Source organism: Sphingobium sp. TomMM15 (assembly GCF_055397045.1).
Genome location: NZ_AP027314.1, coordinates 755,496 through 769,991 on the forward strand (window position 1 = coordinate 755,496; position 14,496 = coordinate 769,991).

The 14,496-nt window shown below is 62.6% G+C and carries 12 protein-coding genes; 3 read left to right on the top strand and 9 right to left on the bottom strand.

Features of this window, described 5'->3' with window-relative positions; all coding sequences use genetic code 11:
- Positions 1-2 precede the first annotated feature (2 nt).
- The 4 genes from ACZ51H_RS03895 to ACZ51H_RS03910 all read right to left on the bottom strand — a co-directional run bounded on the left by ACZ51H_RS03895 (position 3) and on the right by ACZ51H_RS03910 (position 5,142).
- On the bottom strand, positions 3-731 hold the full coding sequence (locus tag ACZ51H_RS03895) for a TorF family putative porin (protein ID WP_464802495.1): 729 nt from the start codon (positions 729-731) through the stop codon (positions 3-5).
- Positions 718-1,128, bottom strand: a complete 411-nt coding sequence (locus tag ACZ51H_RS03900) for a hypothetical protein (RefSeq protein WP_460987950.1) — start codon at positions 1,126-1,128, stop codon at positions 718-720. Before ACZ51H_RS03900 ends, ACZ51H_RS03895 begins: the two co-directional genes overlap by 14 nt.
- Before the next feature lie 135 nt (positions 1,129-1,263).
- Positions 1,264-4,725, bottom strand: coding sequence for a transcription-repair coupling factor (mfd, locus tag ACZ51H_RS03905; protein ID WP_464802496.1), 3,462 nt, complete (start codon positions 4,723-4,725; stop codon positions 1,264-1,266).
- 147 nt (positions 4,726-4,872) lie between these two features.
- A complete protein-coding gene (locus ACZ51H_RS03910) occupies positions 4,873-5,142 on the bottom strand; it encodes an FAD assembly factor SdhE (protein ID WP_460987952.1) in 270 nt (89 codons plus the stop codon).
- 85 nt (positions 5,143-5,227) lie between these two features.
- On the opposite strand from ACZ51H_RS03910, the gene recG reads away from it, so the two are divergent.
- The gene (recG, locus tag ACZ51H_RS03915; protein ID WP_464802497.1) at positions 5,228-7,291 is read left to right on the top strand and encodes an ATP-dependent DNA helicase RecG; all 2,064 of its coding nucleotides are present in this window, start codon (positions 5,228-5,230) and stop codon (positions 7,289-7,291) included.
- Between the two features lie 84 nt (positions 7,292-7,375).
- Here recG and ACZ51H_RS03920 read toward each other — a convergent pair whose 3' ends face one another.
- Together ACZ51H_RS03920 and tyrS are read right to left on the bottom strand one after the other, a co-directional pair.
- Positions 7,376-7,729 carry a PilZ domain-containing protein gene (locus ACZ51H_RS03920; protein WP_449472133.1) on the bottom strand — a complete coding sequence of 118 codons (354 nt, stop codon included), beginning with the start codon at positions 7,727-7,729 and terminating at the stop codon, positions 7,376-7,378.
- 75 nt (positions 7,730-7,804) lie between these two features.
- Positions 7,805-9,022: a tyrosine--tRNA ligase gene (gene tyrS, locus ACZ51H_RS03925; protein WP_464802498.1), complete on the bottom strand. Its 1,218-nt coding sequence runs from the start codon at positions 9,020-9,022 to the stop codon at positions 7,805-7,807.
- A gap of 130 nt (positions 9,023-9,152) precedes the next feature.
- On the opposite strand from tyrS, the gene ACZ51H_RS03930 reads away from it, so the two are divergent.
- A complete protein-coding gene (locus ACZ51H_RS03930) occupies positions 9,153-10,241 on the top strand; it encodes an anhydro-N-acetylmuramic acid kinase (protein ID WP_464772588.1) in 1,089 nt (362 codons plus the stop codon).
- A 6-nt stretch (positions 10,242-10,247) separates the two neighbouring features.
- Here ACZ51H_RS03930 and ACZ51H_RS03935 read toward each other — a convergent pair whose 3' ends face one another.
- Entirely contained in the window at positions 10,248-11,423 is a 1,176-nt protein-coding gene (locus ACZ51H_RS03935; RefSeq protein ID WP_464795053.1) for a vWA domain-containing protein, read from the bottom strand.
- A 128-nt stretch (positions 11,424-11,551) separates the two neighbouring features.
- Between ACZ51H_RS03935 and ACZ51H_RS03940 the strand changes: the two genes are divergently transcribed.
- On the top strand, positions 11,552-12,931 hold the full coding sequence (locus tag ACZ51H_RS03940) for a methyl-accepting chemotaxis protein (protein ID WP_464802499.1): 1,380 nt from the start codon (positions 11,552-11,554) through the stop codon (positions 12,929-12,931).
- A 5-nt stretch (positions 12,932-12,936) separates the two neighbouring features.
- Here ACZ51H_RS03940 and ACZ51H_RS03945 read toward each other — a convergent pair whose 3' ends face one another.
- Both ACZ51H_RS03945 and ACZ51H_RS03950 read right to left on the bottom strand, forming a co-directional pair.
- Positions 12,937-13,959, bottom strand: coding sequence for a hypothetical protein (locus ACZ51H_RS03945; RefSeq protein WP_464802500.1), 1,023 nt, complete (start codon positions 13,957-13,959; stop codon positions 12,937-12,939).
- Positions 13,960-14,051: 92 nt separating this feature from the next.
- Positions 14,052-14,465: a GFA family protein gene (locus tag ACZ51H_RS03950; protein WP_464802501.1), complete on the bottom strand. Its 414-nt coding sequence runs from the start codon at positions 14,463-14,465 to the stop codon at positions 14,052-14,054.
- Between the last annotated feature and the right edge of the window lie 31 nt (positions 14,466-14,496).

Here is a 14,496-nt window from a genome sequence, read left to right on the forward strand (position 1 = left end):
GCCTAAAAGGCGATACCGGCCCGGCCGATCAGGGTTGCTCCTGAGTGACGCGCTTCGCCATCGATGCTGCTATTTGCATAACGCACGCCCGCAAACCATTGCCGCTTCAGATAATCGATGCTGATCCCGTGGTCCCAATATGTGCCATCAGGCCGCAGGCGGGCTGCATCTTCCATATTGCGGGTCCGGCCGCTCGAACGACCGACATGCGCCGAGACGGTGAACGGCGTGCCGGGGATACCCGCCGATGCCGAAGCCGAGAGGTAAAGATTATCTCCGCCAATCGAGCTTTGTCGTGGTGCATAGCTGGCGTTGACGTCAATATTTGCCGGGCCGATCAGGAATCCTGCACCGGCTCCAACCTCGCCATATCCCTGTCCCGACGCACCCGGAAACAGGTGATATACCCCTCTCGCAGAAAGCCGCCATGCGCCCATTTGCCGGGCATAGGATGTGCCAAGGTCCACCACGGCATCGGCTCCACGGTGACGGCTGCTGTTCCATAAGGATGTCGCGGCGGCATCGAAGCTCAATCCCTCCGTCGCCTGTATGACGATTGTTCCCCGCGCGACCGGGTCGCCATCGCTCCAGCTCAACCCCCGCCTGCGTTCATCGCTTGCCACCTCGGCGGTCGCCGAAAACCGGTCAGCATATTGCGCGAAGGCGGGAGAAGAAGTGGCGGCCAGCATGATTGCCGCCGCCACCATCAAGCGTGCGTCAGTTTGAGGCAAGATTGCGCACCGCATCCAGCTCGGCCACCAAAGGCGCGCGATCCCTCTCGGCCACCGCTACCAGATGTTCGCGGACCGCCGCTTCATGCTGCGCCATATTGCGTTCACCCGATTGGCGGCCGGGGGTACATGCCCCATGCTCGCTGCCGGAAAAACGCTTGTCATGGGAAACCGTGCGGGCCAGCGCCGGACCATGATTGAGTGCGCGGTCCACGATGACTGTCGCGGTCCACTGGCACCGCTGCATATCGATGCGGTTGGGTGTTCTCGCGCCAACCGTCCTGGTGGCAAACTCGACGCGAGCCGAGTAGGTGGCTTGCACCGGCGTTCCGCCATGGTCGATCTGCACGCTGTGCGTGGCGGCAACCGCTGCCATCGCTACGAAGGTCAAAATCATGTCAATCTCCTTCTCGATGCCGGACTTTGCTGTCCAGTCATCGACGGAGCATTTAGATGGCTGATGTTGCTGTTACTTTGCTGACGCACGACAAAGCGGTGCTGGCGAGAGGCGCAATCTCACGGCCATCCACTGTCAGCTAGCCGACTTCGCCAACCCCTTTGACAATTGCAGCGCTCCGTTCAGCCGCGCCGCCGGGTCTGCCCAGGCGCGATTGACCACGACCTTGCTATCCGGCCGCAACCGCGCCACGCCATTAAGCCGCTGGATATAGGCAACCAGTCCCTCCGGCTTGGGGAAGCGATCTTCGAAGAAGCTGACGAGCGCGCCCTTTGGCCCCACATCGATCTTCGAGATATTGGCCGTCACGCAATTCTGCTTGATCTCGATGATCTTGAACAGATTCTGCGTCGGCGTCGGCAGCTTGCCGAAGCGGTCGATCAACTCCGCCGCAAAAGCCTCCAGCCCCTGCCGATCCTCCACCTCGTTCAGGCGGCGATACAGTCCCATGCGCAGGTCAAGATCGGGCACATAATCCTCCGGTATGAGGATCGGCGCATCGACGCTGATCTGCGGCGAGAAGCTGTCCCGCTTCTCAATCCCGGCGCCGCCTGCCTTGGCCTCAAGGATCGCGTCCTCTAGCATCGACTGGTAGAGTTCGAACCCGACTTCCTTGATATGGCCCGATTGCTCGTCACCCACCAGATTGCCCGCGCCGCGAATGTCGAGGTCGTGGCTCGCCAGCTGGAACCCGGCGCCCAGCGTATCGAGGTCGGACAGCACCTTCAGCCGCTTTTCCGCCGTTTCGGTGATCACCTTGTTCGTGGGCGTCGTGAAATAGGCATAGGCCCGCGTCTTCGACCGCCCCACGCGCCCGCGAAGCTGGTACAGCTGCGCCAGCCCAAACCGATCCGCGCGATGGATGATGAGCGTATTGGCCGAGGGAATATCAAGGCCGCTCTCAACGATCGTCGTCGACAGCAGCACGTCATAACGCTTGTCGTAGAAGGCCGACATGCGCTCCTCAACTTCGGTAGCGCTCATCTGGCCATGGGCAACGATGGGCTTCACCTCCGGCACTTCGGTGCGCAGGAACTCTTCCACCTCGGTCAGGTCGGCAATGCGCGGCACGACGAAGAAGCTCTGCCCCCCGCGATAATGTTCGCGCAGCAAGGCCTCGCGGATGACAACCCCGTCCCAGGGCATGATGTACGTCCGCACCGCCAGACGATCGACCGGCGGTGTCTGGATCACGGACAGTTCCCGCAAGCCCGACATCGCCATTTGCAATGTCCGGGGGATCGGCGTTGCCGTCAGCGTCAGCACATGAACATCGGTCTTCAGGCTCTTCAACCGCTCCTTGTGCGTGACGCCAAACCGCTGTTCCTCGTCCACGATGACGAGACCCAGCCGTTTGAACTCCAGCCCCTTCGCCAACAGCGCATGGGTGCCGACGACAATATCGATCGTCCCATCGGCCAGCCCGGCCTTGACCGCCTTCGCTTCCTTGTCCGGCACCAGCCGCGACAGCCGCCCGATATTGACTGGAAAGCCTCTGAACCGCTCCTCGAAATTCATATGATGCTGCCGGGCGAGCAGGGTGGTCGGGCAGATCACCACAACCTGCATCCCCGCCATCGCCGCCACGAAAGCGGCGCGCAAAGCCACCTCGGTTTTGCCGAAGCCCACATCGCCGCACACCAGCCGGTCCATCGGCCGCCCCGCGCCCAGATCCTCGACCACGTCCATGATGGCGCGGTCCTGATCTTCGGTCTCCTGATAGGGGAAGCGATCGACAAAGGCCGGATAGCCCGCGCTATCCGGCTCCGCCACCGTCGCCGCCCGGAGCGCGCGCTCGGCCGCCGTCTTGAGTAACTCACCCGCAATCTCGCGGATGCGCTCCTTCATCTTCGCTTTGCGCCGCTGCCACGCCTCGCCGCCCAGCCTGTCGAGGCTCACCCCCTCGCTGTCGGAGCCGTAGCGGGAGAGAACCTCCAGGTTCTCGACCGGCACATACAGCTTGTCGCCGCCCGCATATTCCAGCGCCACGCAGTCATGCGCCGCCTTGGCGACCGGAATCTGCGTCAGCCCCTCATAGCGCCCGATCCCATGGTCCATATGCACCACCAGATCGCCCGGCGAGAGCGTCGCCAATTCCTGCAAAAAGGCGTCGGCATTCTTCTTCCGCTTGGCCCGCCGCACCAGCCGGTCGCCCAGCATGTCCTGCTCGGTCAGCACGGCCACATCGGGCGCGGCAAAGCCATGGTCCAGCGGCAGGACGGTCAGCACCGTGCTGCCCCCCGCAGCGATCCCCAGCGCCTCTTGCCAGCTATCCGCCGCCGCGACCCGTTTCAGCCCATGATCGACCAGCAGCCCCGAAAGCCGCTCCCGCGCGCCCCCGGAGTAGCTGGCGATGACGACTTTCTTCTTCGCCCGCTGGAGGGAATCGATATGCTTCCCCACCGCCTCATAGACATTGGCGTTCTGCGCCCGCTCCGGCGCGAAATCGCGAGGCCCATCGACGGCGAAATCGATGACGGAGGCGCTTTCCGGTTCATGAAACGGCGTGGTCGCATGCATCGGCCATTCGCGCACGATGCCGTCCCATTCTTGCTGCTCCAGATACAGCGCCTTGGGCTCCAGCGGCCGATAAGCCCCCGGATCGGACGACTTCGCCTGCACCCGATTGGCGTGATAGTCCCGGATCGCCTCGAACCGAGCCTCCGCCGCGCCCGCCACGCCATGATCCAGCACGACCACGGTATCGTCGCCCAGATGCTCGGTCATCGGCACCAGCCGTTCCTCGAACAGCGGCAGCCAATGCTCCATCCCTGCCAAGCGCCGCCCGTCGCTCACCGCCTGATAGAGCGGATCGCCGGTCGCCGTCGCCCCGAACGTCTCGCGGTAACAGCCGCGAAACCGCTTGATCGTCTCTTCATCCAGCAAAGCTTCGGAAGCGGGAAGAAGGGTGAAGCCCTCCACACTCCCGCTGGTCCGCTGGTCCGCCGGGTCGAAGCGCCGCACAGTCTCGATCTCGTCGCCAAAGAAATCGAGCCGCAGGGGCTGTTCCTCACCACCGGGAAACAGATCGACTATGCCCCCGCGAATGGCGAACTCGCCCCGGTCATGCACAGTATCGGTGCGGACGTAGCCATTGGCCTGCAACATCTCTGCGAGCCGCGAAATCGCTATCCGCTCCTTGGGCGCGAGCTTCGCCACCAACTGCCGCACGCGGAAAGGCGTCAGCGTCCGCTGCGTCAACGCATTGAGCGTTGTCAGGACAAGCTGCGGCCCCTTGGGCTTCCCCTGCAACGCATAAAGCCCCGCCAGACGCGCCGAAGCCGTCCGCAGCGAAGGACTGGCCCGGTCATAGGGAAGGCAGTCCCAAGCCGGGATTTCGACAATCTCGATCTCCGGCGCAAAATAATGCGCCGTATCTGCCACCGCTCGCATGAGTTGCTCATCCGGCGCGACGAACAAGGCGCGCAAAGGCGCTGCCCGAGCGATGTCCGCGAGCAACCATGGCTGGAATCCCGCCGGAACCCCGGAAAGGGTGATGGGGGAGGAGGCTTTGAGGATTTTCAGAAGGTCGGTCATCTACATCTCAGTCCCCCTCCCGCAAGCGGGAGGGGCTAGGGGTGGGCAATCCAGCAGAGGCGGCGCAGGCCCACCCCGCTGCGACTAGCCGAACCTGCGGCCCGGCAAGTCTCACTGCCCCTCCCGCTTGCGGGAGGGGAGAAGAAGTCACTTCCTCCCAATCTCCACAAAATCCATCTTCACGAACTTGTCCCACATCGGCCCGCGCCATTGCTCGGGCAACGGCAATGTCCCCAAAGCCCAAGCCATGATGTCGGCATCCTGTTCCTCGATAAACCGCTCGAACCAGTCGATCTCCTCCGCGCCCCATTCGGCATGGTAGCGATCGAAAAATCCACCCACCGCCAAGTCCGCTTCCTTGATGCCGCGATGCCAGGCACGGAATTGCAGGCGGCGGATGCGGGGATCTTCGTTCACAATTTGTTCCTTGCGCGGGCATGCCGAATACACCGATCAGATGTTTGCGCATCGTCCCGGCTGGGCTAGATGGCGTCAGATAGCCATGCGACCCGATATCCTCAACCCACTCTTCACCGAAATCGAAGCCCTGAAGGGCGTCGGCCCCGCGCTTGCCAAGCCGCTGGAGCGCTTGGGGCTGGCCCGCGCCGTCGATGTCCTATTCCACCTGCCGGTCAGCTTTGTCGATCGCCGCATGGTGGACGAGTTGATCCTGTCCGACTCAGGCCGGGTCATCGGCATAGAACTCACGCCTACCGACTACCGCGCGTCCGGCAGCGCCCGCGCGCCTTTCCGCGTCATCGCGCAGGACAGGCACGGCAATACGGTCGCGCTCGTCTATTTCGGCCGCAACAGCGCCTGGCCCCGCAAGCTGCTGCCCTTGAACGAACCCAAATTCATCTCCGGCAAGCTGGAGGCCTATGGCGAAAATCTCCAGATCGTCCACCCCGACTATGTCCTGCCGCCGGAGGAAGCCGCCACCATCCCGGCGCGAGAGCCAGTCTACGGCCTTTCCGAAGGCCTCACCAATAACCGCCTGCGCGACCTCGTAGGGCAATCACTGAGCCGCGCCCCGGATCTCCCCGAATGGATCGAACCCAGCCTGCTCGCCCAAAAGGGCTGGCCGACATGGCACGAAGCCCTCACCCGCATCCACGCCGACCCCAGCGATGCCAATGCGCGCGAACGCCTCGCCTATGACGAAATCTTCGCAGGCCAACTCGCGCTCATGCTGGTCCGCCAATCCTCCCGGAAGCGCCGGGGCATCCCCATCGAGGGGGACGGCCGTCTTCGCGCCATGCTCGAACTCCCGTTCGCCCCGACCGGCGCGCAACGCCGCGCCTTCGGAGAGATTGAAGGCGACATGGCGCAGCCCGTCCCCATGCTCCGCCTCCTGCAAGGCGACGTCGGCTCGGGCAAAACCCTCGTCGCGCTCATGGCCCTCCTCAACACGGTTGAGGCAGGCGCTCAGGGCGCACTCCTTGCCCCGACGGAAATCCTCGCTCGCCAACATTATGAAACGCTGCGAAAGATGGCGTCCGGCCTCCCCGTCACCATCGCCATTCTCACCGGCCGCGAAAAGGGCAGGGTGCGCGAATCCACCCTGATGGGCCTTGCAGACGGCAGCATCGATATCCTTGTCGGCACCCACGCCATCTTCCAGGACGCCGTCCGCTACAAAAATCTCGCCCTCGCGGTGATCGACGAACAGCACCGCTTCGGCGTCGCCCAGCGCATGATGCTGGCCGCCAAGGCCGAGCGCACGCCGCACCTGTTGGTTATGACTGCCACCCCGATCCCCCGCACGCTGACGCTCACCTATTACGGCGAGATGGATGTCTCCCGTTTGGACGAAATGCCGCCCGGCCGCCAGCCGATCCAGACCGTGGTCATGTCCGCGAACCGTCTCGATGAAGTGGTCGAAGCACTCGCCCGCCACATCGAAACCGGCGGCCAAGCCTATTGGGTCTGCCCCTTGGTCGAGGAAAGCGAGACCAGCGACCAGGCCGCCGCCGAAGCCCGCGCCGAAATGCTGAAAATGCGCTTTGGCGATCTCGTCGGCCTTGTCCACGGCCGCATGAAAGGCCCGGAAAAGGACGCCGCGATGGAGGCTTTTTCCACCGCCCGCACGAAAGTCCTTGTCGCAACCACTGTGATCGAGGTCGGCGTCGACGTCCCCAACTCCAACCTGATCATCATCGAAGGCGCCGACCGCTTCGGCCTCGCGCAACTCCACCAGCTGCGCGGTCGGGTAGGGCGCGGCCAGAACCACAGCGTCTGCATCCTGCTGCGAGGCGGCGCCCTGAGTGAAACCAGCCGCGCCCGACTAGCGCTCATGCGCGAAACCAATGACGGATTCCGCATCGCCGAAGAAGACCTCCGTCTCCGTGGCGCGGGCGAAATCCTCGGCACGCGCCAGTCGGGCGAAGCGCAGTTGAAGATCGCCACCCCTGAACATCTGTCCGCGCTGCTCGACAGCGCCCGCGACGACGCGCACCTCCTGATCGATCGCGATGGAGGGCTAGACGAAGCGCGCGGCCAAGCCGCCAGAACCTGCCTTTACCTGTTCGAACGAGATGCTGCGGTGGGATTGCTCCGAAGCGGCTAATTCGCGCGGGCTGCTCAGCGCGCGAAATGCCGGAGGCGCTTGTCCGGTCACGTCAACGGATCGAAGCGGGCTTCGAACAGCTCCTTACCAGGCGGTCTGCCGTGGCGGGATGAGCGACAGCATGGCCTCATAGACTTGCGGATCAATCGGCTGGCAAAACTCCACCCCGACCCGGCCATCCTCTGACCATCGAACGTCGGCCTGAACGTCCTTGACGACGGGCAGCCAGATGGCGACCCGTTCGCCAATCGTGATCTCTGCATCGGTTCGGCACATCAAGCCGAGTTCAGAGATGTTGATGACCCGGACGCCATGGGTTCGGCCTCGGGCAGAGATATGGCTGACCATATCCACCAGCACGCGGGGCGTGCGGCGCTGATTGATGGAAGGGTCCCGTGAACGGGCGACCTGGGCGAGGCTGGCGAGCACCGAAGACATGATCGGAGCTTAAGGTGAGGAAGGTGGCGCCTTCCTTACCAGCTTTACTTAATTCGCCTTTAACTCTCTAAAGTTTCAAGCAGTTACCAGCCCATGTTTCTTAGCGCCGAAACTCACCTTGTCTCCGGGCTTCAGCGCCAGCATGGGGTCGCTCACGACCTCGCCGTTCACGCGAATGGCGCCTTCGGCCAGCTTGCGTCTGACCTCTTTGTTGGAAGCGGCAAAGCCAAGTGCTGAGGTGCCCTGAACTATGGTCAGCCCTTCGGCCCCCACACTGATCGTCGGCAGATTGGCGTCCGAAGCGCCCTCTTCAAAGGTCTTGCGCGACGTTTCTGCGGCAGCAAGCGCGGCATCGGTTCCCCGGCACAGCGCCGTCGCCTCATTGGCCAGAACCTTCTTCGCCTCATTGATCTCAGCGCCCTGAAGCGCAGCCAGCCGTGCGACCTCGTCCATCGGCAGGTCGGTGAACAGCCGCAGCCGGTTGGCGACGTCCGCGTCTGCCGTGTTCCGCCAGAACTGCCAATAATCATAGGTGGAAAGCTGGTCTTCGTTCAGCCAGACCGCACCACCCACCGTCTTGCCCATCTTCGTGCCATCGGCATTGGTGAGTAGCGGCGTGGTCAGCCCGAACACCTGCGTTCCATCCACCCGGCGCGCCAGTTCGACGCCGTTGACGATATTCCCCCACTGGTCTGATCCGCCCATCTGCAACCGGCAGCTCGACCGCCGCGACAGCTCCAGAAAGTCATAGGCCTGAAGGATCATATAGTTGAATTCAAGGAAGGACAGCGACTGCTCACGATCCAGTCGCAGCTTCACCGAATCAAAGCTCAACATGCGATTGATCGAGAAATGCTGACCGATCTCGCGCAAGAACGGGATATATTCAAGCCGGTCGAGCCATTCGGCATTGTCGAGCATGATCGCGTCGGTCGGCCCGTCGCCGAAGGTGAGGAACCGTTCGAACACGCGCTTGATGCTCGCGACATTCTCCGCGATCGTCTCGGTGGTGAGCAGCTTGCGCGCTTCATCCTTGAAGCTTGGATCGCCGATCTTCCCCGTGCCGCCGCCCATCAGGACGATCGGCTTATGCCCCGCCTTCTGCAACTGCCGCAGCATCATGATCGAAACGAGGTGCCCGACATGCAAAGACGGAGCCGTCGGATCAAAGCCGATATAGCCCGGCACGATCTGCTTGGCGGCAAGACCATCGAGCCCCTCTGCATCGGTCAGTTGATGAATGTAGCCACGTGCCTCCAAGAGGCGGAGCAGATCGGACGAGTAGCTGGTCATAATGCGGCGCCCTCTAGCATCACGACACAACAACGTCACTCCCCGTCATCCTGAACTTGTGTCTCGATCCATTCCGCTACACAGAATGGAGGAGAGCAAAAGGATCGAAGCGGTGACACACAGCCAACCCATGCTGGCGATCGGCCTCATGTCGGGCACCTCGCGTGACGGCATCGACGCCGCGCTCATCGAAACCGACGGAGAGGGCGTCAGCAATCCCGTCACCTTCCATGCCATGCCCTATCGGGAGGGCTTTCGCATTCGCCTGGCCGAAGCGTGCCAGCGCGCCATGGCGATGGACAAGCCGGACTTTGAGCCTCTCATTCAGTCCGTGGAAGCCGAACTTACCGAGCTTCATGTCGAAGCCGTCACCGATCTCCTCGCGCGCAGCGGGCATATAGCGCAGGATATCGCCGTTATCGGTTTCCACGGTCACACGGTTGCGCATCGGCCGGAATGGCGCTGGACATGGCAGATCGGCGATGGTGTCGCATTGGCGGGGGCGTTCGGAATTCCCGTGGTCGGCGACCTGCGCAGCGCGGATGTTGCCGCAGGGGGACAGGGGGCGCCGCTAATGCCTATCTATCACCGGGCCTTGGCGAACGATTTGCGTAAGCCGACCGCCATATTGAACCTGGGCGGCGTGGCCAACATCACCGCCATCGGAAATGACGGCGAACTCCTCGCCTTCGACACCGGCATGGCGAGCGGTCTGATCGACAATTGGATGCAGACGCATAGCGATCGGCCGTTCGACGAAAATGGCGCCACTGCTGCTCGCGGCCAAATCGATGAAGCGCGGCTCGACAGTTTGATGGCAGACCCCTGGTTCGACACGCTGCCTCCCAAGAGCATCGACCGTGAAGCCTTCACCCTCGACGCAATGCATGGCCTGTCGCTTGAGGATGGCGCAGCGACGTTGACCGCGTTCACCGCCAGGGCGGTTGCCCGCGCGCTTGACCATCTCCCGTCCCGGCCGTCCTCCATCTATGTCGGCGGAGGTGGCCGCCACAACGCGACCCTGATGGGGATGCTGGCCGCTTTCACCAGCGCAGAGGTACGCCCGGTCGATGATCTCGGCTGGGATGGCGACGCTCTTGAGGCGCAGGGCTTTGCCTATATGGCGGTCCGCCACCTCAAATCCTTGCCGATCAGCTTTCCCGGCACCACCGGCGTTCCCGCCCCAATGACGGGCGGCGTCCTATTCGATCCTGCCTGACGCCGCTTAGCGCTTTCGGGTCAGTTCCCGCATCCCGTCATCGATGCCCTCAAGGGTCAGCGGATACATGCGCTGGCTCATGATCTCCCGGATCATTCGCGTCGATTGGCTATAGTCCCAATGGTCGCGCGGCGTGGGGTTCAACCACACGGCAGCCGGATAGGTATGCAGCAACCGGCTCATCCACACCGCGCCGGGTTCCTCGTTCATATGCTCGACCGATCCGCCCGGATAGCTGATCTCATAAGGGCTCATCGCTGCATCGCCAACGAAGATGACCTTATAGTCATGCCCATATTTATGCAGGATATCCCATGTTGGAATACGCTCTGAAAAGCGGCGCCGATTGTCCTTCCACACGCCTTCATAAAGGCAGTTGTGGAAATAGAAGAACTCCATGTTCTTGAACTCGGTCGTCGCGGCGGAAAACAGCTCCTCGCAAAGTCGGATGAACGGGTCCATCGATCCGCCAACGTCCAGAAACAGCAATAGCTTGACCGCATTGTGCCGCTCGGGCCGCATCCGTATGTCGAGCCAACCTTGCCGTGCCGTGCCTCGGATAGTGCCTTCCAGGTCCAGCTCATCCGCTGCCCCCTCGCGCGCAAAGCGTCGCAGCCGCCGCAACGCAACCTTGATGTTGCGCGTGCCCAGTTCCTTGCTGCTGTCGAGGTTCTGGAACTCGCGCTTTTCCCAGACCTTGATCGCGCGCTTGTGCCTGCTCTCGCCGCCGATCCGCACGCCTTCGGGATTATAACCGCCATTGCCGAAGGGCGAAGTTCCGCCCGTGCCGATCCACTTGTTGCCGCCTTGATGGCGTCCCTTCTGCTCCTCCAGACGCTTCTTCAGCGTCTCCATAATCTCGTCCCAGCTGCCCAGAGACTTGATCTTCTCCATCTCCTCGGCGCTCAGATATTTCTCGGCGACGAGGCGCAGCCACTCCTCGGGAATTTCGGCCTCGACGCCGCTCGCAACCAGCACGCCCTTGAAGACCTTGGCGAAGACCTGATCGAACCGGTCGATCAGCCCTTCATCCTTCACATAGGTCGCCCGCGCGAGATAATAGAATTCTTCAGGCCGTTGACCGATCACGTCACGGTCCAGCGCCTCCAGCAAAAGCAGATGCTCCTTGATGCCAGCGGGAATGCCCGCAGCCCTGAGCGCGTCGAGAAAGTTCAGCATCATGATGACCGCCTTGTCTGACAGCCCTGCCATGGATGCAAGGGGCTGCGCATGGTTGATCAAATGTTAAGTGTTGCATCGCATCGTTAATAAGGCACTATTCACAGGCGGGCGGTTTGGGGTGGCACTCCTTGAAAAATGAGCATTTATTGACCGATCTGGGTGAGCGTTCCGGCGACGTTGCGCTGCAATGCAGCGAGACGGCGGGCTTCCTCGGGGAACTTACTCGGCGCATTCAATCCGACTCGCTCCGCCTCTCACAGTTGCAAACCAATATGGAGGCTCTGGCGGTCAGCCAGAATGAAAGCGTGGTGGCGGCTCAGGAACTCAGCCTCACGTCCCGGCGTGCTGCCCGCATCATTGCCGAAGGGCATGAAGCGATCACCCAGTCTCTCGCCCAGGTTGCGGGGCTGGTCGAGCATGTCACGGGGCTGGAGGGAAGGCTTCGTCAGTTTCTCGGGGTCATCGAAGCAGTCGGCGGTATATCCGATCAACTCGGCGCGATCGCGCGTCAAACGCGGCTACTGGGCGTCAACGCCGCGATCGAAGCGGCACGCGGTGGAGAGGCCACGCAGGGCTTTGCCGTCGTGGCCGACGAAATCCGCCGCCTCGCCGGGCAAGCGGGCGAGTCCGCCGCATCGGTCGGTGACAAGCTCGGCCAGCTCGACCGCGACGCGCGCCATCTGATCAGCGGCGTGGAAGCCAATATCGGACGCGGCCGCGACGTCAGCGCCCATATCGACACGTTGAGCGTCACCATGGCGGAAATCGCCTCGCTCGTGACCCAATTTGGCGAGCGTTCCCACGCCATCGTCACCTGCACCGATGAAGCCGACGCCGACGTAGGCGCGCTACGTGCTGGCCTCACGAACTTCAGCGAATCCGCTGCCGAAAGCACCCAGCGCGTCGAAATGGCCAAGGCCCAGCTCGAGCAGCTTGAGGGCATGGCGAACGACATGCTCAACACCGCCGCCCATGGCGGGCATCAGACCCGCAACAGCCGCTACATTGCCTATGCCGAAGATGGCGCGGCAGAAGTGTCGCGCCTGATCAATGACGCTCTGGCTGCGGGTGAACTGACGCCATCGGCGCTATTCGACAGCAATTATCGCCCGATCCAAGGCTCCCACCCGCCGCAATATGAAAATGGCTTCATGGTCTTTGCCGACCGCGTCCTCCGCCCGATTCTGGATCGCCAGACCGGGCAGGATAATGCCATCGTCGGCTGCTGCCTGATCGACATGAACGGCTATCTGCCGACGCACATCACGTCGCGAAGCCAGTCTCAGCGGCCGGGCATGCCGGAATGGAACATGGAATATGCCCGTAACCGGCAGATTTTCATGGATAGCCAGACCCGCCGCGCGCTCGATGGTGAGGGAGACTTTTTCCTTTTCACCTATCGTCAGGACCTTGGCGAAGGCCGCTATCGCGCGCTTCGCAGCGTGTTCGTTCCGCTAATCTTCGAAGGCCGCCGCTGGGGCCTGTATGAGGTCGGCTACCTCATCTGATCCCGTCAGTTCGCCGCGCCCTGGCGCACTATGACCTCCCCATTGGCGGCATAGGCAGCAGTCGTCCGCGCCTGCGCCGTCTGAGGGTCCTTGCCATCGAGAATCTTTGCGATCTGCCCGAAGCTCGGCACGCGGTCATAAACGCCATAGAGCTTCGTCTCGCCGACCGAATGTATCGATAGCTGATAGCCCTTGCCGTCAGCTGCTGGATCGAAGGCAAGCACCGTGCCCGCATCGTCGATCGGCACGATGACCGATCCGCCAGACGCACCCTGCTGCGCCAGAACATCATAGCTGCCTTCGCTAGTCTGCACCTGTCCCCGGATGCAGAAAGACCTGGCCACCCCGCGAACGGCGCGGACATCAGCCCCTGCGGCAGGAAGGGAAGCGGTAAGTTGCGCGTCCCTGTCATCACCCGCCGGGCAGTCCGCGAACCGCACCGGAAAGACTGGCCGTACCGCAGCCGCATCATCGAAATGCAAGCTGCCGAGCATGCCATCCAGCCCTGCCAATACCTCCTTGCGCCGTTCGCTGGGACCTGTGACGCGCAGCTTCACGAGCCAGCGTCCAGCCTGGGCAAAAGCCGCCGCCGTGGTCAGCGCCCCGTCGGCGGCATCATCATAAACCGCACGGATCGCGCGGCCACCTTTGCCCTGCAACGGAACGCTTTCATAAGCAGTGCGGCGTGTCTTCGGTCCAAAACGATCCGTCACCGCGCGGTCGGTCATGTAAGCGGCGATCGACGCGTCAGCATAGCTGGGCAGATAGACGTACAAAGTCGCCTGCACCGCCCCGTCCTCCGACAGATATTGGGCATAATTGTCGATGCCCTTGCCGCCGTTCGTAACCTCTCCACTCTTGGACAGGGAAAGCCCCGCGATCGTCTGGGGCAGACTGATCCCCGAAGCGCGGGCGCGAAGGCTCCCATCGCTCGCTACCCACGCTTCCCGCACATCGGCACCCTGCGCCAGTGCGGGCACCGGCAAAGCCAAGAGGATCGGCAACAGCGACAAAGAGAGTTTCGGCATAGGCATCCTTCCCATTTCACGCCGTCTTGTCGCGGCTCTGAAATTTATCGGGGAAGGTTGAGCGAAACCGCAAGGCTAAGGCAAGCGGCCTTTTACGCGACTGGCGGAATCTGCGCCGGATAATGCGGCAGTTCCGGGTCCAGATGCGCCCAATGCGGGGCTGCCTCCGTCCAGATCACCGCCTGCGGTGCCAACAGGCCCGGATCATCCAGCACGCCAGCCCTGATGAAAGTCAGGTGCGGCCGCGACTCGGCAATGCTGAACAGGGGTGTTCCGCATTCGGGGCAAAAGCCACGGCGCATCCTGTTGCCGCTGTCGGCGATTCTCTCATGCCAACGAACCTCGCCCTCGCTTTGCACCTTCTCCGTCGGAAAGCAGACATTGACCGTGCCTGATCCCCCGCCGAGATATTGGCACAGCCTGCACCAGCACATGCGCGCCGCCATAGGTTCCGCATCGATCTTGATGCGCACCGCTCCGCACAGACATCCCGCTTCATGCGCCATGCGCGCCTCCGTCATTGCGCCGGGCAGGGCA

Bases quoted from the DNA above. Each gene is read 5' to 3' on its own strand.
- ACZ51H_RS03920 (WP_449472133.1), bottom strand. From the start codon at position 7,729: ATGTCTTCGGTGCTCGCCAGCCTCGCCCAGGTCGCCCGTTCACGGGAC.
- ACZ51H_RS03930 (WP_464772588.1), top strand. From the start codon at position 9,153: ATGCTGGCGATCGGCCTCATGTCGGGCACCTCGCGTGACGGCATCGAC.
- ACZ51H_RS03935 (WP_464795053.1), bottom strand. From the start codon at position 11,423: ATGATGCTGAACTTTCTCGACGCGCTCAGGGCTGCGGGCATTCCCGCT.
- ACZ51H_RS03900 (WP_460987950.1), bottom strand. From the start codon at position 1,128: ATGATTTTGACCTTCGTAGCGATGGCAGCGGTTGCCGCCACGCACAGC.
- tyrS (WP_464802498.1), bottom strand. From the start codon at position 9,022: ATGACCAGCTACTCGTCCGATCTGCTCCGCCTCTTGGAGGCACGTGGC.
- recG (WP_464802497.1), top strand. From the start codon at position 5,228: ATGCGACCCGATATCCTCAACCCACTCTTCACCGAAATCGAAGCCCTG.
- mfd (WP_464802496.1), bottom strand. From the start codon at position 4,725: ATGACCGACCTTCTGAAAATCCTCAAAGCCTCCTCCCCCATCACCCTT.
- ACZ51H_RS03945 (WP_464802500.1), bottom strand. From the start codon at position 13,959: ATGCCGAAACTCTCTTTGTCGCTGTTGCCGATCCTCTTGGCTTTGCCG.
- ACZ51H_RS03950 (WP_464802501.1), bottom strand. From the start codon at position 14,465: ATGGCGCATGAAGCGGGATGTCTGTGCGGAGCGGTGCGCATCAAGATC.